This window comes from Parabacteroides merdae ATCC 43184, from assembly GCF_025151215.1.
GTDB classification, from domain to species: domain Bacteria; phylum Bacteroidota; class Bacteroidia; order Bacteroidales; family Tannerellaceae; genus Parabacteroides; species Parabacteroides merdae.
Window position 1 is genome coordinate 2,296,751 of sequence record NZ_CP102286.1, and the last position, 26,280, is coordinate 2,323,030.

At 44.1% G+C, this 26,280-nt stretch carries 22 protein-coding genes, 2 tRNA genes and 2 pseudogenes; 14 read left to right on the forward strand and 12 right to left on the reverse strand.

The window, feature by feature from the left end; translation table 11 throughout:
• Window positions 1-38 precede the first annotated feature (38 nt).
• From lpxA to NQ542_RS09535, 4 genes are read right to left on the reverse strand one after another with little or no spacing between them, the layout of a single operon-like run.
• The gene (gene lpxA / locus NQ542_RS09520) at window positions 39-806 is read right to left on the reverse strand and encodes an acyl-ACP--UDP-N-acetylglucosamine O-acyltransferase (RefSeq protein ID WP_005640830.1); all 768 of its coding nucleotides are present in this window, start codon (window positions 804-806) and stop codon (window positions 39-41) included.
• 31 nt (window positions 807-837) lie between these two features.
• Complete coding sequence (locus NQ542_RS09525) at window positions 838-2,229, reverse strand: efflux transporter outer membrane subunit (RefSeq protein ID WP_005640828.1); 1,392 nt, start codon at window positions 2,227-2,229, stop codon at window positions 838-840.
• A gap of 3 nt (window positions 2,230-2,232) precedes the next feature.
• Entirely contained in the window at window positions 2,233-5,451 is a 3,219-nt protein-coding gene (locus tag NQ542_RS09530; RefSeq protein WP_005640826.1) for an efflux RND transporter permease subunit, read from the reverse strand.
• A 32-nt stretch (window positions 5,452-5,483) separates the two neighbouring features.
• Window positions 5,484-6,695 carry an efflux RND transporter periplasmic adaptor subunit gene (locus tag NQ542_RS09535; RefSeq protein WP_039850185.1) on the reverse strand — a complete coding sequence of 404 codons (1,212 nt, stop codon included), beginning with the start codon at window positions 6,693-6,695 and terminating at the stop codon, window positions 5,484-5,486.
• A 378-nt stretch (window positions 6,696-7,073) separates the two neighbouring features.
• Here NQ542_RS09535 and NQ542_RS09540 point away from each other — a divergent pair, with 378 nt between their 5' ends.
• The 5 genes from NQ542_RS09540 (at window position 7,074) to NQ542_RS09560 (ending at window position 11,965) form a co-directional block, all read left to right on the forward strand.
• A complete protein-coding gene (locus NQ542_RS09540) occupies window positions 7,074-7,715 on the forward strand; it encodes a hypothetical protein (protein ID WP_005640822.1) in 642 nt (213 codons plus the stop codon).
• Between the two features lie 68 nt (window positions 7,716-7,783).
• Complete coding sequence (locus NQ542_RS09545) at window positions 7,784-8,839, forward strand: LacI family DNA-binding transcriptional regulator (protein WP_005640820.1); 1,056 nt, start codon at window positions 7,784-7,786, stop codon at window positions 8,837-8,839.
• A 132-nt stretch (window positions 8,840-8,971) separates the two neighbouring features.
• Window positions 8,972-9,784 (forward strand): SDR family oxidoreductase, encoded by an 813-nt coding sequence (locus NQ542_RS09550; RefSeq protein ID WP_005640818.1) that lies wholly within the window; start codon window positions 8,972-8,974, stop codon window positions 9,782-9,784.
• Window positions 9,785-9,808: 24 nt separating this feature from the next.
• Window positions 9,809-10,981 (forward strand): mannonate dehydratase, encoded by a 1,173-nt coding sequence (gene uxuA, locus NQ542_RS09555; RefSeq protein WP_005640816.1) that lies wholly within the window; start codon window positions 9,809-9,811, stop codon window positions 10,979-10,981.
• A gap of 129 nt (window positions 10,982-11,110) precedes the next feature.
• Window positions 11,111-11,965 (forward strand): M23 family metallopeptidase, encoded by an 855-nt coding sequence (locus NQ542_RS09560; protein WP_022321567.1) that lies wholly within the window; start codon window positions 11,111-11,113, stop codon window positions 11,963-11,965.
• 8 nt (window positions 11,966-11,973) lie between these two features.
• On the opposite strand, the gene NQ542_RS09565 is transcribed toward NQ542_RS09560, so the two are convergent.
• On the reverse strand, window positions 11,974-12,573 hold the full coding sequence (locus tag NQ542_RS09565) for a MarC family protein (protein WP_005640812.1): 600 nt from the start codon (window positions 12,571-12,573) through the stop codon (window positions 11,974-11,976).
• Between the two features lie 187 nt (window positions 12,574-12,760).
• On the opposite strand from NQ542_RS09565, the pseudogene NQ542_RS09570 reads away from it, so the two are divergent.
• Window positions 12,761-13,414, forward strand: a pseudogene (locus NQ542_RS09570) (YczE/YyaS/YitT family protein); the annotation flags it as partial.
• Window positions 13,415-13,426: 12 nt separating this feature from the next.
• On the opposite strand, the gene NQ542_RS09575 reads toward NQ542_RS09570, so the two are convergent.
• The 5 genes and pseudogenes from NQ542_RS09575 to NQ542_RS09595 form a co-directional block, all read right to left on the reverse strand.
• Window positions 13,427-13,885 (reverse strand): cold-shock protein, encoded by a 459-nt coding sequence (locus NQ542_RS09575; protein WP_005640809.1) that lies wholly within the window; start codon window positions 13,883-13,885, stop codon window positions 13,427-13,429.
• A 97-nt stretch (window positions 13,886-13,982) separates the two neighbouring features.
• A pseudogene (locus tag NQ542_RS09580) lies at window positions 13,983-14,120 on the reverse strand (RNA recognition motif domain-containing protein); the annotation flags it as partial.
• 254 nt (window positions 14,121-14,374) lie between these two features.
• The gene (locus NQ542_RS09585) at window positions 14,375-14,968 is read right to left on the reverse strand and encodes a DNA-3-methyladenine glycosylase I (RefSeq protein ID WP_005640805.1); all 594 of its coding nucleotides are present in this window, start codon (window positions 14,966-14,968) and stop codon (window positions 14,375-14,377) included.
• Window positions 14,969-15,134: 166 nt separating this feature from the next.
• Window positions 15,135-15,208: transfer RNA gene (locus tag NQ542_RS09590), tRNA-Asp, on the reverse strand.
• Window positions 15,209-15,223: 15 nt separating this feature from the next.
• A tRNA-Asp gene (locus NQ542_RS09595) sits at window positions 15,224-15,297 on the reverse strand.
• 769 nt (window positions 15,298-16,066) lie between these two features.
• On the opposite strand from NQ542_RS09595, the gene hisH reads away from it, so the two are divergent.
• From hisH to NQ542_RS09635, 8 genes are all read left to right on the forward strand, one after another.
• Window positions 16,067-16,657, forward strand: coding sequence for an imidazole glycerol phosphate synthase subunit HisH (gene hisH / locus NQ542_RS09600; protein WP_036724525.1), 591 nt, complete (start codon window positions 16,067-16,069; stop codon window positions 16,655-16,657).
• Window positions 16,658-16,663: 6 nt separating this feature from the next.
• Window positions 16,664-17,383: a 1-(5-phosphoribosyl)-5-[(5-phosphoribosylamino)methylideneamino]imidazole-4-carboxamide isomerase gene (hisA, locus tag NQ542_RS09605; RefSeq protein WP_005640799.1), complete on the forward strand. Its 720-nt coding sequence runs from the start codon at window positions 16,664-16,666 to the stop codon at window positions 17,381-17,383.
• Between the two features lie 18 nt (window positions 17,384-17,401).
• A complete protein-coding gene (gene hisF, locus NQ542_RS09610) occupies window positions 17,402-18,157 on the forward strand; it encodes an imidazole glycerol phosphate synthase subunit HisF (protein ID WP_005640798.1) in 756 nt (251 codons plus the stop codon).
• Between the two features lie 155 nt (window positions 18,158-18,312).
• A complete protein-coding gene (hisIE, locus tag NQ542_RS09615; protein ID WP_005640797.1) occupies window positions 18,313-18,909 on the forward strand; it encodes a bifunctional phosphoribosyl-AMP cyclohydrolase/phosphoribosyl-ATP diphosphatase HisIE in 597 nt (198 codons plus the stop codon).
• 5 nt (window positions 18,910-18,914) lie between these two features.
• Window positions 18,915-19,592, forward strand: a complete 678-nt coding sequence (locus NQ542_RS09620; RefSeq protein ID WP_005640796.1) for a cell division ATP-binding protein FtsE — start codon at window positions 18,915-18,917, stop codon at window positions 19,590-19,592.
• Window positions 19,593-19,656: 64 nt separating this feature from the next.
• Window positions 19,657-20,976, forward strand: a complete 1,320-nt coding sequence (locus NQ542_RS09625; RefSeq protein WP_005640795.1) for an aspartate kinase — start codon at window positions 19,657-19,659, stop codon at window positions 20,974-20,976.
• A gap of 176 nt (window positions 20,977-21,152) precedes the next feature.
• The gene (lysA, locus tag NQ542_RS09630; RefSeq protein ID WP_005640793.1) at window positions 21,153-22,313 is read left to right on the forward strand and encodes a diaminopimelate decarboxylase; all 1,161 of its coding nucleotides are present in this window, start codon (window positions 21,153-21,155) and stop codon (window positions 22,311-22,313) included.
• Between the two features lie 179 nt (window positions 22,314-22,492).
• Window positions 22,493-23,671 (forward strand): glycosyltransferase, encoded by a 1,179-nt coding sequence (locus NQ542_RS09635; protein ID WP_005640792.1) that lies wholly within the window; start codon window positions 22,493-22,495, stop codon window positions 23,669-23,671.
• Window positions 23,672-23,703: 32 nt separating this feature from the next.
• On the opposite strand, the gene NQ542_RS09640 is transcribed toward NQ542_RS09635, so the two are convergent.
• Entirely contained in the window at window positions 23,704-24,948 is a 1,245-nt protein-coding gene (locus tag NQ542_RS09640; RefSeq protein ID WP_005640790.1) for an ABC transporter permease, read from the reverse strand.
• A 65-nt stretch (window positions 24,949-25,013) separates the two neighbouring features.
• A complete protein-coding gene (locus NQ542_RS09645; protein WP_005640789.1) occupies window positions 25,014-26,213 on the reverse strand; it encodes a pyridoxal phosphate-dependent aminotransferase in 1,200 nt (399 codons plus the stop codon).
• Window positions 26,214-26,280 lie beyond the last annotated feature (67 nt).

The window sequence follows — 26,280 nt, forward strand, 5'->3', positions numbered from 1 at the left end:
AAAGAACAACTCTTTCTTTTCTGTCGGATAATCCTATTTTATTTGATGATGCCCAATTTCGAAGCACTGATGAAGTCGATGATATGCTGGATTTCGTCGCTCATCGGCACCTGGTCCTTAATCATCAGCAAGGCATCGAATATACTGGTGTTACCTTGATAGATGATACGGTAAGCATGACTGATATGTTTTACGATCTTTTCGCTCATGCCTTCGTGCATCAGGATTACGGAGTTTACCCCGTAATAGGTCGTCGGCTCCAATGCAGCCACGATATAAGGAGGCACATCCTTGCGGAAGCGGCAACCGGTCTGCGTCATCGACCAGGTTCCGACACGACATCCCTGGCTCACCAGCACGTTACCTCCGAAAATCACATAATCTTCAATCATGCAGTTGCCGGAAATCTTGCTCCCGTATCCGAACACACTGTGATTGCCGATATGCGTGTCGTGGGAAACATGCACGCCTTCATGCAGGAAATTGCCATTACCGATAACCGTCTTCCCGCCAGAATTGGTCGCACGGTTGATCACTACGTTTTCACGGATCACATTGTCATCTCCGATTTCGACGATCGTATCATCTCCCTTATAGTTAAAATCCTGCGGTTCGGCAGCAATGACAGCACCATTGAAGATGCGGTTCCTCTTTCCCATACGAGTTCCACTCATGATACTGACATGAGGCATGATCTCGCAGTCATCACCGATTTCTACATTCTTATCGATGTATGCAAACGGATGGACGGTTACGTTCGCTCCTAACTTCGCGCTTGCATCCACATAAGCTAACGGACTAATCATAATAATCTCCTTTTAAATTGTCAATTGCTTTTTACTCTCTTCCGCCACCGACGGCACTATATAAATTGATAACAGCCTGCATACGCTGGACATTGTCGGAGACTTCCGTCAACTGCGCACTGAGCAGACTCTGCTGGGCAGAAAGAATTTCCAGATAAGTGGACTGTCCGGATTGGAACAAAGCATTAGTATAGGTTACCGCCTTTTCCAACTCTTCTATCTGAGCCTTGTCCTGGATAAGTTTTCTATTGGTAGCATCATAAAGATGCAAAGCGTCACTCACTTCCTTTCCCGCTTCCAGAATCGTCTGCTGGTAGTTCATCTTGGCAATCTGTTCTTCCGCTTTTGAGATTTTCAGGTTGGCCACCAGCTTACCATTGTTAAAGATAGGCTGTGCCAACGAAGCCAACGCCTGAAACATAAACTGTCCCGGATTGGAAACCGTAACACCCGAACCATTCGTCCAACCGGCTGTCGCCGTAATATTGATTCCCGGATAAAAAGCGGCACGGGCCTTATTAGTCGTATAATAAGCGCTAGCCAATGTCATCTCGGCCACCTTCACATCCGGACGGTTTTCCAACAACTGCAAAGGAACACCAGCCATCAGCTCTTCTGGCATCACCTGGTCTTCAAGCGTACTGCGGTCGATAGGCTGCGGTGCTTTCGCTAGCAATACAGATAAGGAGTTCTCCACTTCACGCACCTGACGCTTCAGTTCGATCAACGAACCGGATACCTGATGGTACACGGCACGCATCTGGACGACTGCGGCTTCTGTTGTCATGCCGGCAACCTTCATCGCCTCCATAGCCCGCACATTTTCTTTGTAGATATCTACCGTCTTGGAAGTAATCTCCACCTGGCGGTCCAACATCAACAGAGTGAAGTAGGCATTGGCGATTCCGCCGATCAGCTGCGAGCGTATCGCTTGCTGCGTGTACTGGCTCTGCAAGTAAGCGGCTTTCTGCCCGCGGCTCGCATTCAATAGTTTACCAAACAAATCGACTTCCCAGCTAGCTGCCGCCGGCAAGGTATAGGCTTTCACATACCCCGTATTTTCCATTTTGGTTATGGTTCCTTGCGGAGCCAGATTCAAAGAAGGGAGGAAAGACAGGCGAGCGGAAGTCAGCAACAATTTGGCCTCCTCTACCCTCAGGATAGCGGCTTGCATATCCACATTGTTTGCCAATCCCTCTTCGATCAAGGCCTGCAATTTAGGATCACGAAAAACTTCCTTCCAGGGCAGGTTTCCCATATTGGCCGTATCTGTTGCTGTCAACGTGTCGGTGGCAGAGACCGGATCACGGTAGATACCGGAAGTTTCGATCGTATCCGGACGGTCATATGCTTTATAGATATGGCAACTGCTCAAAAGAGCGGTTGCACATACCATATATATAATCTGTTTCTTCATTGTCATCTCTTATTTTGTTTTTGCGTACTGTTCTATTTCCGTATTCATATCGCTGTTATCCAAATCTTCCCATTCGATAGGTTTGAATTTCTCCTGCAAGTACTGGAATACCACAAACAAAACCGGAACAATAAAAATCTGGAAGATCATACCGATGAACATACCTCCGATGGCGGCAGTACCCAAAGTACGGTTACCGTGAGCACCTACACCGAACGCGAACATCATAGGCAACAGACCGACTACCATAGCCAACGATGTCATCAGGATAGGACGTAGACGAGCGGCAGCACCTAAAACGGCAGCCCACGTGATACTCATACCCATACGGCGACGGTCGAGGGCAAACTCTACGATCAGGATGGCGTTCTTCGCCAACAAACCGACCAACATGATCAAGGCGATCTGCATATAGATATTGTTGGACATCGTACCTAAGATCATCTTCAAAGCCGGGATATTACCCAAAGCAGCCCACCCCTGCACGAACAGGAAGCTACCCATCAAACCGAACGGAATGGAAAGCAATACTGCCAACGGCAGAATATAACTTTCATACTGGGCGCTCAGCAGCAAATAAACGAAGACGAAACAGAGCAGGAAGATCAAACCGGTCGTGCTGCCGCTGGTTTCAGCCTCTTCACGTGCCATACCACCCAACTCGTATCCGAAACCGGTCGGAAGCGTCGTACCGGCAACCTCCTCGATCGCTTTCAATGCCTGGCCACTGGTGTATCCATCCGCCGGCGCAACCATCACTTTAATAGATGTATACATATTGAAACGGCTGATGATATCCGGTCCATACACTTTCTTGATAGACACGAACTGCGAGATTGGAGCCATTTCGTTTCCATTGCGGACTTTGATATTCTTCAACGATTCCAAATTGGTACGCAAAGCCGGATCAGCCTGGACCATCACACGGTACATCTTACCGAAACGGTTGAAGTTGGAGGCATACAAACCACCGTAATATCCCTGCATGGTTGCCAGAATATCACTCGGACTGATCCCTACTTTCTTACAGGCAGCCGCATCGATATCGATCATATACTGCGGGAAGTTAGGGTTGAAGGTACTCTGTGCCGACTTGATTTCAGGACGCGCTGTCAAAGCAGCCATATATTGCTTCGTCACATCGAAGAATTTTTCCAGATCACCACCAGTCTTATCCTGCATGTTCAACTCGATATCACTGGATGCGGAATACCCTGGGATCATAGGCGGAGTAAAGAACAGCACCTGTGCATCCTTCACAATCTTTTGCGCACGCATGAACAAACTGCCATACACAATATCCGAACTCTGCATCATGGAACGTTCTTCCCAATCTTTCAACTTGATAATGAACGAACCGTATGAAGGCCCCTGGCCACCGATAAAGCTGAAACCAATAATGGCCGTACGCGATTTGACTGCCGGGTCGGCAGCGATCAGGCTGTCCACCTTGTTCATCACCTCTATCGTACGTTCCTGGGATGTTCCCGGAGGCAGCGTCACCGCTCCCATGATCGTACCGGTATCTTCATTCGGAACCATACCTGTCGGGGTCACATTCATCAAAACAACAAGCAGGACGATACATCCGGCAACGATACCAAACGAAAGCCATTTCTTTTGGATAAAGAATACAACACGTTTTTTATAGCTGTTCAGCAAAGAGTCGTATGCGGCATTGAAAGAAGAGTGGAAACGGGAGACGAAAGTCGATTTCTTCTCATGCCCTTCTTCGTGCGGCTTCAAGAACATCGCACACAGAGCCGGACTCAGCGTCAAGGCGTTCAATGCAGACAAACCGATCGAGATAGCCATCGTCAAACCGAACTGGCGATAGAATGTACCGGCCGTACCGCTCATGAAACTTACCGGAATAAACACGGACATCATGACCAACGTAATGGAGACGATAGCACCGCCCAGCTCGTTCATGGCATCGATAGAAGCCAGTTTCGCTGATTTGTATCCCTGGTCCAACTTGGCATGGACACCCTCGACGACCACGATCGCATCATCGACCACGATCGCAATGGCGAGCACCATAGCACAAAGAGTCAGCAAGTTCAAGCTAAAGCCGATCAGCGATAGCATAAAGAACGTACCGATCAATGCTACCGGGATCGCGATAGCCGGAATCAAAGTCGAACGTAAATCCTGCAAGAAGATATACACAACGATGAATACCAGGATGAAAGCTTCAATCAATGTCTTGAGCACCTCGTGAATAGAAGCGTACAAGAAGTCGTTGGCATTCATACCGACGTCGATCTTCAAGCCCGGAGGCAATATCTTTTCTGTTTCTTCCAGCAGGTTCTGGATGTTATTGATGGTTTCCGTCGCATTGGTTCCTGCCATCTGATAAACGATACAGGTTACGGCACTATGACCGTTTACTTTATTGACAAAGTTATAAGTCAGACGTCCCAATTCGATATCGGCGATATCTTTCAAACGGAGCACTTCACCATCCGGCAAAGCTTTCACGACCATGTTCTCAAATTCGCTTACTTCCTGCAAACGTCCCTTATAACGGATCGTATACTGGAAACTCTGGTTACCCCGTTCACCAAACGAACCAGGAGCGGCTTCCACGTTCTGCTCAGCCAAGACACCTGCAACATCATTCGGAACCAGTTTATACTGTGCCATCACATCCGGCTTCAACCAAATACGCATGGAGTAGTCGGTTCCTAACACATTCGCATCCCCCACACCTGGTACACGCTGTACTTCCGGAATCAGGTTGATCTTGGCATAGTTCTCGATAAATCGCTGGTCGTAACGGTCCTCGGCATCATAAACAGAGAACACGATCAACATGGAGTTCTGACGTTTCTGAGTCGTCACACCGATCTGAGTTACTTCGGCCGGCAGCAAACCTTGTGCCATCGAAACACGATTCTGCACATTGACGGCAGCCATGTCAGGATCGGTACCCTGTTTAAAATAAATGGAGATTTCGGCCGATCCGTTATTCGAAGCCGACGAAGTCATGTACATCATGTTCTCCACACCATTGATCTGATCTTCCAGCGGCGCAATCACACTATTCAATACCGTCTGTGCGTTTGCCCCCGTATAAGTAGCTTTCACCGAAACGGTTGGAGGGGCAATATCCGGATATTGGGTAATAGGCAAGGACAGCAAGCCTAATATACCCAGTATGACAATCAAGATGGAGATCACCGTTGAGAGCACCGGGCGGTTTATAAATCTATCTAATTTCATATCTTCTGTTTTTAACGAACAAATGGAAGTTATTAATTAAAAGCGGTCTTCAGATTACCTTCGTTCTGATCTTTCAAGGCCTGATCATATTTCGCTTTCTGCTGTTCCGGCGTGATCGGCTGGATAGCCTGGCCGTCATGGAGGTTCTGTACGCCTTCAATCACGATTTTGTCACCGGATTTCAAACCATTTGTCACCAGGTAATTCTTCCCGTCATCCAGATTAGAGATCTGAATCTCCGTATTCTTCACGGAATTGTCCGCCTGCAAGACGAAAACAAACTTTTTGTCCTGGATTTCGACAGTAGCGGACTGAGGGATAATAATAATCCCATCCATCGTGTATGGGAATATGATGTTGCCGGTACCGCCGCTTCTCAATATATTTTTATCATTCGGGAAAACAGCACGCATGCTGACAGAGCCGGTTGACTGGTCGATTACACCGCTAACGGCATCGATCTTGCCTTCCGACTGATAAGTTGTGCCGTCAGACAGCTGCAAGCGGACAGCCGGCATCTTTTCCAGCTGTTCTTTCAAAGTGCCCCCGGCTCTTGTCAGACGCAGCAGCTCTTTCTCCGTCATAGAAAAATAAACATACACGTCGTTGATTTCGGATACGGTTGTCAACGGCTGCGAAACAGAAGGGCTGACCAGACTTCCGATACGGTACGGAAATGTACCGACAACGCCATTCGACGGGCTTGTCACCGTACAGAAAGATAAATTCTGATTTGCGCTTACCAAAGATGCTTCTGCCTGAGCCAGGCTTGCCTTGGCAGACATAAGCTGGTTGACCGCTGTCTGATACTCAAAATCACTGATAATCTTCTGATCGAACAAAGCCTTTTTATTCTTTTCGGTCAGGGTCAAAGTAGCGACATTGGCTTTAGCCATCTCGACAGCCGCTTTTGCCTGTCCGACCGCAGCAGCATACTGGGTCGGATCGATCTGGAACAAAGCCTGCCCTTTACGAACTGTTGCTCCTTCATCCACACATAACTTAACGATAAAACCCGAAACCTGGGGGCGTACCTCAATATCCTGCGTTCCTCTGATCGTCGCCGGATAGGATGTTGTCTGGTCGCTCGTTGTCGAATTGACAGCAAGGACAGCAAATTCATTATCCCCTAACTTCATACCGCTTTGATTGTTCCCGCAAGCGGTTAATAAAGATACCCCTACTGCAAACAATGCAATTTGCCTTAATTGGGTAATAGTAGTTCTCAACATTTGTTTATCCATATTCATTATTATATATCTTCTATACTATTCTTGTTTTAGTCATTAGAAGGCCATCAAAAAGCCATCGCAACGGGTGAGATCCGCTGCATCCATAGTAAAAAAAATTCCACAACGATGCTGTCCTAAACTTATGGGTTCATAGCCTATTCCTCATAAAAAGCGTACAAATGTAGAATCTTTTTGTTGTACTTTTTCCGTTTATACAATCTTTTATACTAAAAAATTGCTTATTTTATATTTCTGTATCAGAGATATATTGAGAATTTGACCAATCGAAAATATATTCGTTTAAATTGATACATAATTTTAACACAGAATTTGTTTATTCAATAATTTATCCTAATTTTACGGCTTATATAACCTAAATAATCAATTCATATGGAACCAAAGTTTATGATATCGGAAGTGTTCGGCACTTCATGGAAGTACACTAAATCTCAGATCTGGGTACTGGTAGGGCTGTTTATCGGATATTTTATCCTGTCATCAATCATTAGTCTGTTCGGTATGCCAGCGCAAGGTTCGATGGTCGGTAAGATCATCGTGAATCTGATCAGTGCCGTCATATCCAGTGCTTTCATGTTGGGCTACATAAAAAATCTGTTCCAGACAATGGATGGAGAAGAACCACAGTTTTCCGCATACGGGCAGCAATCCCGTAAAATCTTCACTTATCTTATTGCCAGTATCATTATGGGGATCGCAGTGGCTATCGGAATATTCTTACTGATTGTTCCGGGTATCTATCTGGCTATCCGCCTGCAATTTTATTCTGCCTATATCGTAGAGGAAGACTGCGGAATTATAGAATCACTGCAAAAAAGCTGGGACTTGACTAAAGGACAGGGGATGCCGTTGTTTTTATTACTGTTGGCCATGATCGGCACTGCGATCGTCGGTTGCATCTTGTTCTTCGTCGGACTCTTTGTCGCCGTTCCTCTTATCTATATGATGCAGTGCTACACATTCAGAAAATTAAATACGATTTCAACAGAAGAAGAAGAAGTACAACAACTATAATATCAAATCATAAATAGACAACAGCCCGCAAAAATAAACATTCTGCGGGCTGTATAGCTTTCCGATCTATGGGTAAGACATATAGAATCAAAGACATTGCAGAGATGTCCGGAGTTTCGACCGGAACCGTCGACCGCATATTGCACAACCGAGGCAAAGTATCCGAAGAGGCACAGAAAAAAGTAGAAAAAGTTTTAAAAGAAATAGACTATCACCCGAACCTGATAGCCCGTTCCCTTGCACTAAAAAAGAACTACCATTTTATCACACTGATCCCTTCTTTTGCAAAAGGCGAATATTGGGATAAACTTTGCGAAGGAATAGATAAAGCAGAGCAGGAACTTTTCAGCTACAACGTGGAAGTCGAACGTATGTGCTTCAATCAATACGACAAAAGCAGTTTCGACGAGCTCATTCCCCGGATCGAAAAAGCCGACTGTCAGGGAGTCGTGATTGCAACACAGTTCCATGACAGTGTCGTCAAGTTGGCATCCCGGCTGGATCAGTTACAAATACCTTACATACTGATAGACGCATTCATTGAAAACACCAATTGTGTGGCCTATTACGGGACTAACTCGTACGATTCCGGATACATTGCCGGCCGTTTGCTATACGAACAAATCAACCCGACCGAAAATATCGCAATCTTCCGCTTTATCCGCAAAGGAGAAATGCAGGTAACCCAGGTCATGAAACGCGAGGAAGGCTTCAGGAATTATCTGGCAGAAAAGAACTATGACGGACGTATCTATTCCGTACAATTACATGCCGACGAACCGGAAAAGAACATAAGCATACTGAATACTTTCTTAGAAGAGCATAAAGAGGTGAACGCAGGTATCATATTCAACTCCCGTGCCCACTTACTGGGAAAATACTTCCGCGATAAAGGAGAGAAATTCAGATTGATCGGCTATGATGTGATAGACCCGAATATCACTTGCCTAAATGACGGTTCCATCACGCACCTGATCGCCCAACGGCCGGAAGTGCAGGGATTCAATTGCATACGGGCACTGTTCCGCCATTTAGTCCTCAAAGAAAAAGTGGAACAGATCAATTATATGCCGATTGATATCCTGATGAAAGAGAATATCAAATACTATAACAATTATATTTGAAAACATAAAAAGGTATTTTTTATCCGTTTTCTTTTTGTTTGATAAATAAATACTATACTTTTGTGCCCAATGTGTGCGCGAGCACAATGAGATAGTAACAATGAAATTATCACAATCATAAACAATAAAAATATGGCTAATTTATTTTGCGTTAAAGACAAAGTTGTCATTATTACCGGTGGAGCCGGGATCTTAGGCAGAGGTATTGCTGGTCACCTTGCTGAAGAAGGTGCTAAAATCGTTATTCTTGACCGTGCAGCCGAAGTTGGTGAACAAATTGTAGCCGACATCAAAGCTAAAGGAGGAGAAGCAAGCTTCTTCCTGACCGACGTATTAAACAAAGAAATTCTGGAACAGAACAAAAAAGATATCCTGGCCAAATATGGTCGCATCGATGCATTGCTGAATGCAGCCGGCGGTAATATGGCTGGCGCGACCATCGGACCGGACAGCACGATTTTCGACCTGAACATCGACGCTTTCCGTAAAGTGGTAGACCTGAACCTGTTCGGAACAGTTCTCCCGACAATGGTATTTGCCGATGTAATGGCTAACCAAAGAGAAGGTGCTATCGTTAACTTCTCTTCCGAATCCGCTTTGCGCCCGCTTACCCGTGTCGTGGGTTATGGTGCTGCCAAAGCCGCCATTTCCAACCTGACTAAATACCTGGCCGGTGAACTGGCGATCAAATTCGGAGAAGGTTTGCGTGTAAATGCAATTGCTCCGGGATTCTTCCTGACGGAGCAGAACCGTACTTTGATGACAAATCCGGACGGATCTTACACTCCACGTGCTGAATCTGTCATTGCACATACTCCGTTCAGACGTCTGGGTACACCGGATGAATTATTTGGTACAATCCAATACTTGATCAGCGACGCTTCCAAATTCGTAACCGGAACAATCGCTATCGTAGACGGTGGTTTTGATGCATTCTCTATTTAATCTCACAATTAAAAACAAGACATTATGTATTTATGTGAACAAACATGGCGCTGGTACGGACCGAACGATCCTGTTAGTCTTTCCGATATCCGCCAGGCCGGCGCTACCGGAATTGTAAATGCCTTGCATCATATCCCGAACGGAGAAGTATGGACTGTCGAAGAAATACAGAAACGCAAGGATATAATCGAAGCAGCCGGCTTACGCTGGAGCGTAGTGGAAAGTGTTCCCGTACACGAACATATCAAAACACAAAGTGGAGACTTCCAGAAATATATCGACAACTATAAAGAAAGTATCCGTAACTTGGCTGCATGTGACATCCGTGTGATTACTTACAATTTTATGCCGGTTTTGGACTGGACCCGTACAAACTTGGCTTACACCATGCCTGACGGCTCTAAAGCATTACGTTTCGAACGTGCAGCTTTTATGGCTTTCGATCTCTACATCCTGAAACGCCCTGCTGCAGAACAGGAATATACAGACGAAGAAAAAGCAATCGCAAAAGCCCGTTTCGACGAGATGAGCGAAGATGACAAAGCACTACTAGTACGCAATATGATCGCTGGCCTGCCCGGCTCCGAGGAAAGTTTCACATTGGATCAATTCCGGGCCGAACTGGATCGTTACAAAGACATCGATGCGGAAAGACTCCGCGCCAACTTGATTTATTTCCTGAAAGAGATTACTCCGGTTGCCGACGAAGTAGGCGCACGTATGGTTATCCATCCGGATGATCCTCCCTACTCGATCTTAGGCTTGCCCCGTATTTTGAGCACTGAAGAGGATTTCCGCAAGTTGATCGAAGCCGTACCAAACAAAAGCAACGGTTTATGCCTCTGTACCGGCTCATTCGGTGTTCGTGGGGATAATGACCTAGCCGGTATGATGAAACGGTTCGGTGACCGTATCGACTTCGTCCATATACGTAGTACCAAACGCGATGAAGCCGGAAACTTCTTCGAAGCAAACCTGCTGGAAGGAGACGTAAACGTTTATGAAGTAATGAAAGCCCTTCTTGAAATCGAGCAGGAACGCGGTTGCTCAATCGCAATGCGTCCGGATCACGGGCATCAGATGATCGATGACTTACACAAGAAGACTAATCCAGGTTATTCCTGTATCGGTCGTTTGCGTAGTTTGGCTGAATTGCGTGGTTTAGAACTGGGTATTGCCTGTTCTTTATTCAAATAATGAGTGACGAGTAATCACAAATAGTTTGGCATTGAAAGGCGTCTGATTCTTTTTCGGACGCCTTTTTCATTTTACCTCTCTCCCGTTTCACTTTTTTTCCTATTTTTGTAGTGTCAATAATTTTACAAAATGTCTAAAACACACTACAGCATATTGTCAGTCATATTATTACTAGTGTTAAGCGCATGCCATTCTTTGTGGACGGCTCAAACGCAGCCTGCCCCGCAGCAGGAATCAATCCTGGTCCTGCCAACAACGGATATTCCTCTTCCAAACACAGATTTTGCTTTTCTGTTTCCGGAAGAACCGAAACTGTACGAACAAACATCTCCCCGCAAAAATATAACAATAAACTTCTCCAACAGAGAAAAAAATGATATTGCCGTAACGGATCCGCTCCTGATGGCAGATGAGAATTCGATGCTTATCGATTTAAGCCTGATACAGAAAGAAGACTATGCTTTCCCTTTACCCGGCGCAAAAGTAATCTCTCCATATGCCGGACGTAGAAAACACCATTCGGGTGTAGATTTGAAAACTTGCGCCAATGATACGATCATATCAGCATTCGACGGAATCGTCCGTCTAGCTAAGCCTTATTATGCATACGGAAACGTAATTGTTGTACGCCATTACAACGGATTGGAAACAGTCTATAGCCATAACTCCAAAAATCTGGTCAAGCCGGGAGACTATGTAAAAGCCGGACAACCGATTGCACTGACCGGACGCACAGGAAGAGCTACGACGGAACACCTTCATTTTGAAGTACGGGTAAACGGGCAACACTTCAATCCGAATCTGGTATTCGACCTGCAAGAACGGAAACTTAACAATCAATGCCTGGTATTCACCCAAAAAGGTGGCAAAATTGCAGTGAAGCCCGTCGAACTAATGCCTCATCAGTTTGCAGGAGACTACAGTTACTCACCTGCCTCCTGTAAAAACAAGGAACAGATAGAAAGCAAAAAGGAAACTCTGTAACCCCCTTTTCAATGCCCCTGCAAAGCTTCTATCAGAAGATTGATATTAACGGTAAACAAGCGGACTGATATCGCCAACAAAATAATACCGAAGAACTTCCGGATAATATAGATTCCGCCTTTTCCAAAAAAGCGTTCGATACGGGCTGTCATGCGAACGACAAAATAGACCCATATCATATTCAGTATTAAGGCTATCACAATATTGACATTAGCATACTCCGCCCTCAAAGATAATAATGTGGTAAACGAACCGGCACCCGCCAGTAAAGGAAAGACCAACGGAACCAGTGTCGCCTCCTTTATCGGTCCCTGATTTTTAAAGATTTCTATATCGAGTATCATTTCCAATGATAACAGGAAAATAACAAACGAACCTGCCACTGCAAACGATTCGATATCCACATGGAAAAGCCGTAGCAGGACATCGCCTGCGTAGAAGAACCCGATCATCAACAAAAAAGAGATAACCGTTGCCTTCATAGCATTCACGTCCTTACCCTTTTCTTTCAAATTAATAATAATTGGAATGGAACCAATAATATCAATCACAGCAAATAACACAATGAATGCACTGATCATTTGCTGAAAATCAAAACTTTCAAACATAAGATACCCTTTTAATTGCTCTAAAGGTACAAAATCTTTCCCAAGAGTCGACTGACAAATAGTAACAATCGCTTCGATGGATAACGTTTTTTCATACTAAATCAGAATCTCTTCACGAAAAAATAGCGACCTTTGCGTACACTTATATTGCTCCAAGCAAGAAAGTAATTAAATGTTGTCGGGAGATATGGATATAAAAACGATTTTAAAAAAGTATTTGGTATTTGTCATTGGATTATATTTTTTAGCTGCAGGAATCGTCCTGATTATACATTCCGCTTTAGGAACGACTCCTATTTCAAGTGTAAATTATGTGTTAAGCCTCAACAGCCCTCTTTCTTTAGGGACCTGTACCTTTATCGTAAACGTATTGCTGATACTAGGACAGTTCTGGTTAATCCGAGGGACGAAAAGCCGTCAAGACCAAATATCTATCCTGTTGCAAATTCCATTTTCGTTCATATTTTCAACATTCATAGATTTCAATATGGCACTCACTGAAGACCTGCATCCATCCAATTATATAACGTCGATTGCGCTGTTACTGTTGGGTTGTCTCATCCAGTCTATTGGTGTCGTATTAGAAATCAAACCCCAGGTTGCGATGATGAGTGCAGAAGGATTCGTCAACTACGCCGCCCGCCGTTACAATAAAGAGTTCGGAAAATTCAAGGTCATTTTCGATTTCACCTTAGTAACGGTCGCCATCATTTTATCACTGATCTTCACTCAACGGATCGAAGGAGTCAGAGAAGGCTCCCTGATAGCAGCCTGCATCACAGGCTACATCGTGAGTTTCCTGAACAATAAAATCATGACTCGAAAAATGCTTTCCAGGGTTTCTTCCATATCATCAAACCTCGCTTTCAATACGAATATTAATTGCATTCATTCCCCTCAGACCGCGTTCAAGTTCAAAAGTAACGATGTCGGTTTCCGAAATATCGGTCAGTGTATTATTACTAACATGAAAAAAATACTTCTCGCCGCTACCAAGGTCTTTGATAAAACCATATCCTTTTGATTCATTAAAATAATCAACCCTCCCTTTCAGTACTGTAAGTATCTCTATATTTTCTTTTTTGGGGGTAGAGATAAGAATCTCTTCTTGCTTAATTTCTTCTTTATTAGGATTCAATTCGGGAGGAGTCGATGTAATCACGCCGTTTTCATCCACATAAGCGATCATATCATCAAAACTATTTGCTTTGCCAAGCAATTTTCTGTCTTCTTTCTTTTTTTGTTTTTCGGCCCTTCGGGCTTGTTTCTTTTTTTCGTTTTCTCGTTTATTGTATGTTACGGATTTTGCCATTTATCTATATTTATTTATATTAATAATCAATCTATTTTGTAAGAATTCAGAGTAGAATGCCAAGATATTTCCGGTATATGGAAATGCAGGATATAAAAAAACCAAATCCTCTGGATCTTCCTGTTTCTCTATCCATGATAACTTTTGCAGATGTAATTTCTCCATACTCTGCAAATAAATCATTCAAATCAGCATCATTAATGCTATAATTTAAGCCTGTAATGTAAATGTTCATTTAAAATTTTATTTTTAATAAATACTAATTAGGGTATGAGGAGGAAAATTAATGGAGAGGCCTACTTAATAATAAAGAAGAACTATACGCTAATAATACGTAACTCAAACTCTGACCCAAAGATAACACTATTAATCGAACCAACAACTATTACAACCTATAAATTCTCGTTTTTCTTGTTAAGACTGTCAAAACATAATTTCTATCCGGATCAGAGCTCCGTTTCACAGAGGTTGTTATCATCTCAAAAACTCCTAAACCGGACAATCAGCAAGAGTCTTTTTCCGACAAAGACACCCTACCAAATGATCATTTACAAACCCTGTAGCCTGCATATGAGCATAACAGATCGTAGAGCCAAAAAACTTAAACCCTCGTTTCTTCATATCTTTGCTCATCGCATCAGATTCTGGGGTTGTAACCGGAATCTCCTTCAACGATTTGAAATTATTTACAATCGGTTTCTGTTCAGGGAAAAACGATAACGTATAATTATAGAAACTGCCAAATTCCTTTTGAATCGCGATGAAACATCTGGCATTCGTGATCGTGGATGCAATCTTCAGCCGATTCCTGACAATCCCATCGAAAAGCATCAGCCGGTCAATATCATCCGAGGTCATCGCAGCTACTTTCTCAACATCAAAATTATAAAATGCTTTTTTATACCCTTCACGCTTACGAAGAATAGTAATCCAAGCCAATCCAGCCTGGGCACTTTCCAGAACAAGAAATTCGAATAAGATTTTATCAGCGGTAACCAATTTACCCCATTCCTCATCGTGATATTTCACATATAAATCGTCCGTACCAGCCCATCCACAGCGTCTATTTACAAGATCTTCCATCTTTCATAATTTATGATCTTCAAAGATATTTATTAAAGATGAATATACAAGAAAGGTTGTCTAAAAACTTATAGGCAAATACATTGAACATCACATTTGTTAATACAAAAAAAATCCCGAAACTTTTGAATTTCGGGATTTTTCTTTAATTTACTATTTGCTTTCGCGGTGCGTACGGGACTCGAACCCGTGACCCCATGCGTGACAGGCATGTATTCTAACCAGCTGAACTAACGCACCAAAATATTATATGTGCGGTCCGGACGGGACTCGAACCCGCGACCCCATGCGTGACAGGCATGTATTCTAACCAGCTGAACTACCGAACCATTATTTTACTTAACTGCTATTCCTCTGAATTGCGATGCAAAAGTAGGTAGTTTATTTGAATTACGCAAGAGTTACACATATATATTTTTTACTATTTTTCAATCATCCCTGATAATAAACATCTTACATCTAAACTTTTTTTGTTCATACTCTAAGAGCCTGTTTAAATTTTGCATTTGTCGGTTGTAAAAGTTGTTTTGAGGATGTTTTTCTGTAGGAGATGCCGTCTTTTTTGTTGAAACACGTGACTTATTTTGCTTCAAACAGGCAGAAAAAGTGCCGAAGATTCCCGTTTACAGGCTTTTTACACCCGGATGTGAACGGTCTTGACACCCGAGTGTCAATGATATCGAGACCCGGGTGTCAATGAGTTTATCTTATTATGTTATTGAAAATAAGTAATGTGAAAAAAAATATCGGACAGGTGGTTAGTGATAGTATGATAGATGGAATAGGCATCCATCATACCTACTATCATTGCTTGTGTCTATTGATATTCAATTGATAAAAGGAAATTAGTGATAGTATGACAGTTGTTTTTCAAAATATATAAAAGAACAAAGCTGGCCGATGAAGACCATATTTTGCAGTATCCTTACAAGACAAAGTTACTATTTCTGGGCCAACGGGGATTTGAGAAAACCATACAATAAACCAGCCAGTTTATCACAAATAACATCTATTCTGCAACTTTTCATAAAGCAGACATCTATATGTCATGATAATTTGTTAGTTTTGCAGCTCAACATAAAAAAGGAAGCAACAACAATGGATGTCGCCATTATCAAATACAATGCCGGAAATATTTATTCTGTGAGTTACGCACTGAAAAGACTGGGAGTCGAAGCTACAATCACAGCAGACCCGGAACTGTTATGTAAAGCAGACAAAGTAATCTTTCCAGGTGTCGGTGAAGCACATACCACAATGGAGCACTTGAAAGAGCATAACTTAGATACAATTATAAAAGGATTGAAGCAGCCTGTTTTAGGAATTTGCCTCGGCATGCAGTTGATGTGCCGCCATTCGGAAGAAGGAGATGCGAATTGTTTAGGCATTTTCGATACAGAAGTAAAACGTTTCATCCCGCAGCAACACATGGATAAAGTTCCGCACATGGGATGGAACACGATTACGAACGTTAAAGGCGGGCTGTTCAACAAACAATTAGAGAACAAGTTTGTTTATTTCGTACATAGTTATTATGTACCCGTAAACGAATACACCGCCGCGACAACCGAATATATCCTTCCGTTCAGTGCTTCCCTGCATAAAGACAATTTCTATGCGACCCAGTTCCACCCAGAAAAAAGCGGTTCGGTCGGCGAGGTTATATTAAGTAACTTTTTAAAACTATAATGTAATATGATAGAGTTGATTCCGGCAATAGATATGATCGACGGGAAATGCGTACGCCTCACCCAGGGTGATTACAACACCAAGAAAGTGTACAACGAAGATCCTCTGGAAGTAGCCAAGATGTTTGAAGATCATGGCATCAGACGTCTGCATGTGGTAGACCTAGACGGAGCGCGACAAGGGCGGATCATCAACTATCGTATGTTGGAACGGTTGGCGACACGTACTTCGCTGATAATTGATTTTGGAGGCGGACTGAAACAGGAAGGAGACCTGGAAATTGCTTTCGAAAGTGGTGCGCAGATGGTTACGGGCGGAAGCATCGCTGTGAAGAATCCGGAAATATTCACTTCCTGGATCACCAAGTTCGGTCCGGAAAAAATCATCCTCGGAGCAGACGTCAAAGATAAAAAAATCGCGATAAGCGGATGGGAAGAGACGACAGACAAAGAACTGATCCCTTTCATCCATGATTATTACGACAATGGTATCACGAAGACAATCTGTACGGACATCAATCGCGACGGTATGCTGCAAGGACCTGCCATCGAATTATATAAAGAGATACAGGAACAAATACCTCTGCTTTATCTGATAGCCAGTGGAGGTATCAGTTCTATACAAGATATTGAGAAACTGGCTGAAGCGGGTATTCCGGCTGTCATCTTCGGTAAAGCGATTTACGAGGGAAAGATACAGCTGAAAGACTTGATCCGTTTCACCTGATAAAAATAAAGATTATATATGCTTGCCAAGAGAATAGTACCCTGTTTGGACATAAAAGATGGAAAAACCGTTAAGGGAATCAATTTCGTAAACTTCCGCGATGCCGGCGACCCGGTCGAACTGGGTGCACAATACAGCCGGGAGGGAGCAGACGAATTGGTATATCTGGATATAACTGCTTCGCACGAAGGGCGTAAGACATTTACGGAACTGGTAAAGAAGGTTGCGGCCAATATCAGCATCCCTTTCACAGTTGGCGGCGGCATCAACGAGCTGAAAGATGTGGACCGCCTGTTGAGTGCCGGAGCCGATAAGGTTTCCATCAACTCGGCAGCCCTGCGCAATCCGAAACTGATCGAAGAGATTGCCAAGAACTTCGGCAGCCAGGTATGTGTGGTCGCCATCGACGCCAATTTCGAAATGGGCGACTGGATATGCTACTTGAACGGCGGACGTATTCCGACGGAAAAACATCTCTTCCAGTGGGCGGCAGAAGCTGAAAGCCTGGGAGCCGGAGAAATCCTGTTTACCAGCATGACACACGACGGTGTGAAAGACGGTTACGCCAATGAGGCGTTAGCTATGCTGGCCGACAACCTGCACATTCCAGTCATCGCGTCGGGAGGAGCCGGAAAAATGGAACACTTCCGCGACACATTCGCCCAAGGGAAGGCGGATGCGGCGTTAGCGGCAAGCGTATTCCATTTCGGGGAAATCGGCATTGGAGCTCTGAAACAGTATCTCCACGAAGAAGGGATCAACGTCCGCCTCTGATGGCCACGGCAGAGAGTAACCGTTCCCTATAGAAGGAAACTCTCGTTCCAGGCAAGTGAAACTGTAGTTCCATGCCTATAAAACCAGAAACGAATGCCGAAGAACAAAAAGTTGCATACGGATGAATTAAGAACAATATAATAGTCAGATAAAAAATGAAATTAGATTTTGAAAAAATGGGCGGCCTGATTCCCGCCATCGTTCAGGACTACAACACAAACAAGGTATTGATGTTGGGCTTTATGAACGAAGAAGCTTACGAAGAAACAAAAGCTACCGGTAAAGTGACATTTTTCAGCCGTACGAAAAACCGTATCTGGATGAAAGGTGAAACCAGCGGAAACACTCTGCAGGTAGTCACCATTGCTGCCGATTGCGACAACGACACACTGTTGATCAAGGCTATTCCCGCCGGTCCCGTATGCCACACTGGCGCTGATACTTGTTTCGGCGAAAAGAATGTGGAAGACATCATGTTCCTTAAATATTTGCAGAACTTCATCGAACAGCGCCGCCAGGAAATGCCGGAAGGTTCCTACACCACTACCCTGTTTCAAAAAGGCATCAACCGTATGGCACAGAAGGTAGGCGAAGAAGCCGTCGAAACAGTTATCGAAGCCACTAACGGGACAGACGACCGTCTCGTTTACGAAGCAGCCGACATGATCTACCACCTGATCGTATTATTGACAAGCAAAGGACTTCGCATCGAAGACCTCGCACGCGAATTAAAAAGCAGACATAAAGGATAATAACAATGGAAGAGACAACCCTGCTCAAACTGGATAAAGTAGATATCTGCCGTGAAGAGAATGTGATCCTTCACAGGGCATCCTTTACACTCCACAATGGAGAATTCGTGTATGTGATCGGAAAAGTCGGTTCTGGCAAGAGCAGCCTGTTGAAATCCTTGTATTGCGAAATTCCCATCAATCAAGGGGACGCATGGTTGTTGGACTATAATCTCTGCAAGATGAGACGGAAAGACATTCCTTACCTGCGCAGGAAATTAGGGATCGTCTTTCAAGATTTCCAGCTTCTTACCGATCGTTCGGTACACAAAAATCTCGAATTCGTCCTAAAAGCGACCGGATGGAAAAAGAAAAGCGAGATAAACGAGCGCATCAACAACGTGCTTTTTCAAGTCGGGATGCAAGATAAAGGCTATAAGATGCCGCACGAGCTTTCGGGTGGCGAGCAACAGCGTATCGTGATCGCCCGCGCATTACTGAACGATCCGGTTTTGATCCTTGCAGACGAACCTACCGGAAACCTGGACCCGGAGACAAGCGGACAAATCGTACAGCTGCTACACGACATTTGCCGCAAGGGAACGGCCGTCATCATGACGACTCACAACTACACACTGGTACATAACTATCCCGCGCGTATAGTAAAATGTGAGAATGCCTGCCTAAGTGATGTTGGAGAATAATTTTTTATGTAACTTTGCACACGCATTTAAAGTGAAGAAGAACAAATTAATATAGTAAAAGAAAATGAAAGTTTTAAAGTTTGGCGGTACTTCTGTGGGATCTGCACAGAGAATGAAAGATGTAGCAAAACTGATTACGGGAGAACGTAACATTGTAGTCTTGTCTGCCATGTCCGGTACAACCAACTCATTGGTTGAAATCTCGGATTACTTGTACAAGAAAAACCCTGACGGAGCAAACGAGGTCATCAATAAACTGGCTCAGAAATATTATGGCCATATCGAAGAACTCTACAGCACTGACGAATATAAGCAGAAAGCCAAAGAACTGATAAAACATCATTTCGACCATATCCGCACGTTTACAAAGGATCTTTTCACGTTGTTCGAAGAAAAAGTTGTCCTGGCCCAAGGCGAACTGATCTCTACCGGTATGATGAACCTCTATCTGAACGAATGCGGCATAAACTCCGTTCTGATTCCGGCACTGGATTATATGCGTACAGACAAGAACGCGGAACCGGATCCTGTGTACATTAAAGAAAAGCTTATCAAGCTATTAGACGGACACAAGGATGCAGACCTCTTCATAACACAAGGCTATATTTGCCGAAATGCTTACGGCGAGATCGACAACTTGCAACGTGGTGGCAGCGACTACAGCGCCTCTCTGATCGGCGCGGCTATCGGTGCAGAAGAAATCCAGATATGGACAGACATAGACGGCATGCACAACAACGATCCGCGTATTGTTGAAAAGACATCGCCAGTCCGCCATCTGCATTTTGAAGAAGCAGCCGAACTAGCTTATTTCGGTGCCAAGATCCTGCATCCGACCTGTATCCTGCCGGCCAAGCTGAACAATATTCCTGTTCGTTTGTTAAACACGATGCAGCCGGAAGCTCCGGGCACCATGATCTCCAACATGACGGAAAAAGGGAAAATCAAAGCTGTCGCCGCAAAAGACAATATCACTTCCATCAAGATCAAGAGTGGCCGTATGTTGTTGGCTACTGGATTCCTACGAAAAGTATTCGAAATATTCGAAAACTACCAGACTCCTATCGACATGGTAACGACTTCCGAAGTAGGTGTTTCCGTTACGATCGACAACCGCAAGCATCTGGAAGAGATCGTGGACGACCTGAAAAAGTATGGAACGGTCACGGTAGACGAAGATATGGTTATCGTTTGTGTGGTAGGTGACTTGGAATGGGATAATGTTGGTTTCGAAGCCCGGATTGTCCAAGCGATGAAGGACGTCCCGGTACGAATGATCTCGTACGGAGGCAGCAACTACAACGTCTCGCTCCTTATTAAAGCCTCCGACAAAACAAGGGCATTGCAAGCATTAAGCGATCATTTATTCAACAATAAAGCATAAACAAAAAGGATGGCGTATCGAATCAATCAATACGCCATCCTTTTTCATAAGAAAATAAAAAAGAAAGGGCCGTCTTCACAGATGACCCTTTCCAACCAAAACCTTAACTATGAAAAAATTTACGTGCTACAAATATAGATATACTTTTTTAATTACCAAAAGAAATTCGAAAAAAAATGATATTAAAAGGTACATTTCCTACAGAAAAGTTCAAATCACTGGCAACTCCGTTCTATTTTTACGATATAACGTTGTTGAAAGAAACACTCAATACGGTAAAAACGGAAGCCGGAAAGTATGGCTATCATGTCCACTATGCAGTCAAGGCAAATGCCAATCCCCGCATCTTGTCTATTATTGCAGAATATGGCTTGGGAGCCGACTGTGTGAGTGGTGGTGAAATACAGGCGGCACTCGATGCAGGTTTCCCTGCCAGAAAAATCGTTTATGCCGGTGTCGGCAAAACAGACTGGGAGATCAATTTAGGACTAGACAACGATATTTTCTGCTTCAACGTAGAATCGGCTGCCGAACTGGAAATCTTGGAAGAATTGGCTGCCGCCAAAAACAAAGTGGCCTCGATCGCCCTTCGTATCAACCCGGAAGTAGACGCTCATACACATGCCAAGATCACGACTGGCATGAAGGAAAACAAATTCGGTATCAATTTGAGCCAGCTCGGACAGGTGTTAGATTTAGTCTGCCGCTTGGAACATATCAAATTGATCGGCATCCATTGCCATATCGGCTCACAAATTACAGATATGGCTGCTTTCCGTGGCCTGGTAATCCGTGTCAATGAAATTCAGGAAGAGCTGGAGGCGCGTGGAATAAAAGTTGAGAATCTGAACTTCGGTGGCGGTCTCGGTATCGATTATTATCACCCGAATCATTTGCCTATCCCGGCATTCGACAACTATTTTGCCGTGTTCAACAAACTATTGCAGCTTCGTCCGGGACAGCAGGTTCATTTCGAGCCGGGACGTTCCATCGTCGCACAATGCGGTTCGCTGATTTCTAAAGTACTATATGTAAAAGTCGGCGAGACAAAGAAATTCTGTATTTTAGATGCCGGCTTCACCGAACTGATCCGCCCGGCCATGTACGATGCATACCACCGCATGGAGAATATCACCAGCGACGAAGAAGTTGAAGTTTATGACGTTGTCGGTCCGATCTGTGAATCGTCCGACGTGTTCGGTAAAGATGTCGAACTGAACCGCGCCCACCGTGGCGACCTGATCGCCCTCCGCTCTGCAGGTGCTTACGGCGAGGTAATGGCCTCACAATATAACTGTCGGAAATTACCGACAGCTCATTACTCGGATACGATGTAAACCCTATTTCAACATTATAGAATGGTCCATGCAAAAATCTTTTCCATACAAGCTTTTGCATGGACCATTATTTTATCAAACCGTCTTTTGAAGTGGTATCCGTGGTCCGGGTGATGTATTTGTTATAAATATCCAAAAATCCTCCGTACATTTGTATCAGCAAAGACAATTTAATATCGATGAGCGAAAATTTACTTACATTCTCCGACCTGGAATTACTCCTAATCGGGATTACTGGCGTGTTGTTTATCATACAAATACTCTATTATCTGATCACATATTCACGCCCTTTACGTGCTGCAACAGCCAAAAGCACGGAACGTGTCACGGCAGACAAGGATGCCCAACCTGTCTCCGTCATTGTCTATGCCCACGGCGAACCGGAAGATTTACGCAATAATCTACCGGTATTGCTGAACCAGGATTATCCGGATTATGAGATTATTGTTGTCAACGACGGTTCCGATGCCAATAGCGAAGACGTTCTGAAACTTTTTTCAAATGAATACAAAAACCTCTATTACACATATGTGCCTGTAGACACTCAATACCTGAGCCATAAAAAACTTGCACTCACTATGGGAATCAAGGCTGCCCGGCATGACATCCTCCTTTTCACCGAAGCGGACTGCCGCCCGATCGGTCCGAAATGGATCAAAGCAATGGCCGGTTCCTACAATCCCGAAACGGACATTATTTTAGGTTTCTGTGCGTATCGGCATACAAAAGGGTTCCTGCACAAGCTCATTGCCTATGATAACCTGACAAATGGGTTGCAAATGATATCTTCAGCCCTCTCCCACCATCCTTTCACGGGAAACGGCCGGAACCTATCCTATCGTAAGAAACTGTTCTTTGCCCACAAAGGTTACGCCAGATCCCTCAACCTTCACGCCGGAGCAGACGATCTGTTCATCAATGAAGTTTCGAATCCCGCCAATACACAGGTACAACTCTCGTCCGATTCCATCATTAAGATGAACAAAGTAGGAGATTCCGAAACCTGGAGAGAGATAAAAACCTCCCATGCCGCCACCAAACGTTTTTACAAAGGAGGTTCCTTAACTTTTTACCGAATGGAAACCATCGGTTATCTGTTCTTCTGGATTGCGGGAATCGCCACTTTCATCGTCGGGCTTTCAGGAAACTGGCTGCTCTCGATATTGGCCGGATTACTCTTATTCCTCCGCTTCACAGTCAAAGCACTCGTTTATAAAAAATCCGCCTTACTCCTGCAACAAAAGCCATTAACCGCCTGGCTTCCTTTGTTGGAAATCGCTCAACCGGTCTATGACATATATATCCACATTTACAGGATGTTCAACGGGAAAAAAGATTTTACAAATAATGTGGCATGAAATAATATGCCAATGTGCTAATTGGCATATTATTATTCAAATCGAATACTTTTTGCCGGATGGATTTTGGTTATCAGGTAGGAAGGCCCAAGCATCATTAACATAGCAGCGGCCAATGTACCGATGTTCAGCAAAACAATGGAAAAGACGGTCAGGTCGATAGGAACCGCATCCAAATAATAAACGGACGGATCAAGCTTTACGACACGGAAATAAGATTGAACAAGACAAAGTACGATCCCGATTACATTGCCCCATATCATCCCTTTGCCAATCAAGAAAAAGGATATATAGAGGAATATCTTGCGGATACTGGTGTTATTTTCACCCAAGGCCTTCAAAATACCGATCATGTTCGTCCGCTCCAAGATAATAATCAACAGTCCCGAAATCATGGTGAAGCCAGCAACAGCAAGGATCAGTATCAGAATCACCACCACATTAATATCCTGCACCTCCAGCCAGTCGAATATCATCGGATTCAGTTCTTTGATGGAGCGGGTATAGTATGTGTTACCATTCCGGTCTTGCTTCTCAGCAATATCAAAATACAAATCTTCAGCAACCCTGTCCAGGTGGTCATAATCATCCACTTGCAATTCCAAACCGCTCACCTCGTCAGGCGCCCAACCATTCAGGCGGCGTATTTGGCGGATATCAGCTATCACAAACAACTTGTCATAATCAACAAAACCCGTCTCATAAATACCCGTTATACGGAATTTACGAGCACGCACTTCGTCCTGCACAAAATAAGTCAAAAAGGAATCTCCAACTTTCAGCCCCAACAGATTAGCCAGATAACGGGAGAGCAACACATCCGTAGACACCTTATCGGTAGGAAGGATAAACAGCTCACCCTCTTTCAGATTATTACGAAAGAAAGTCCAGTCATAGTCCCGGCCTACACCTTTCAGCACGATCCCCTGGAAATCACTGTCGGTTTTCAAGATTCCCGGCTTCGTGGCAAAACCTTCCACATGCGTAATGCCGGGAAAGGTTTTCAGATGCTCCAGGAGCGTATCGCTCACTGCAATTGGAGTCGATTCGTAAGAAGCATTATTATCAAAGTTCGTGATTTGGATATGTGAGCCGAAACCGATCACTTTATTCCGAATTTCCTTCTTAAAACCAATGACTATAGCCACCGAAAGGATCATAACAGCCAGTCCTAAGGCTATTCCAATCATAGCAATACGAACAACAGGAGGAGTAGCCTGCCGGTCCCCCTCTTTGCTGAAATAGATGCGTTTTGCTATAAAATATTCTAGGCTCAAAGCTATTGAGAATTAAGAATTTTGGATTGACTAGTTTTAATTGTCAATTGTTCATTGTAATTCATTTATACTATTTTTCCCGGATATGCCTCCAGCGCCTTCTGAAGCACCACGAGTGCCTTCGCCAGATCTTCTTTTTTCAGAACATAAGCCATACGGACTTCATTCTTCCCCAACCCTGGAGTCGTATAGAAACCAGAAGCCGGAGCCATCATGACCGTTTGCCCTTCATATTCGAAGTCACTCAAGCACCAAGCACAGAACTTATCAGCATCATCCACCGGCAACTTTGCCACCGTATAGAAAGCTCCCATCGGAATCGGGGAATATACCCCCGGAATACGATTTAAGCCGTCGATCAAACATTTACGCCGTTCGACATATTCATCATACGTCTCACGGGCATATTCTTCGGAAGCATCCAGAGAAGCCTCAGCAGCAATCTGGCCGATCAGAGGCGGACTCAGACGAGCCTGGCAAAACTTCATAACGGCATTGCGGACCTCTGCATTCTTCGTGATCAACGCACCAATACGGATACCACACTCCGAATAGCGCTTGGAAACTGAATCGATCAGTACAACATTTTGCTCAATCCCTTCCAAATGACAAGCCGAGATATAAGGCGAACCTGTATAAATGAACTCACGGTACACCTCATCCGAGAAAAGATAAAGATCATATTTCTTTACAATATCTCGTATCTGGTTCATTTCACGGCGGGAATATAAATACCCGGTCGGATTATTAGGGTTACAGATCAGGATCGCTTTAGTACGCTCATTGATCAGCTCTTCGAACTTCTCCACTTTTGGTAGGGAAAAACCTTCCTCGATCGTTGTCGTCACCGTACGGATCACCGCCCCCGCCGAAATGGCAAAAGCCATATAGTTGGCATATGCAGGCTCTGGCACGATAATCTCATCACCAGGATTCAGACAACTCAGGAAAGCGAACAATACGGCTTCCGAACCACCTGTTGTAATGATAATATCATCCGCCACGAGATTTATATCATACTTCTTATAATATCCTACTAATTTTTCACGATAACTACGATATCCCTGACTAGGGCTGTATTCCAACACCGATCGATCGATCGTCCGGATCGCATCCAATGCCGCTTGCGGGGTAGGCAGGTCAGGCTGACCGATATTCAAGTGATAGACATGAACACCTCTCTGTTTGGCAGCATCAGCCAACGGGGCAAGTTTACGAATTGGGGAAGCCGGCATATCGACTCCTCGTTGTGAAATATTAGGCATTACTATTACGGTTTGTTTTTAGAATGAGACAAAGGTATACATTTTAGTTGAAAGTTGAAAGTTGAGA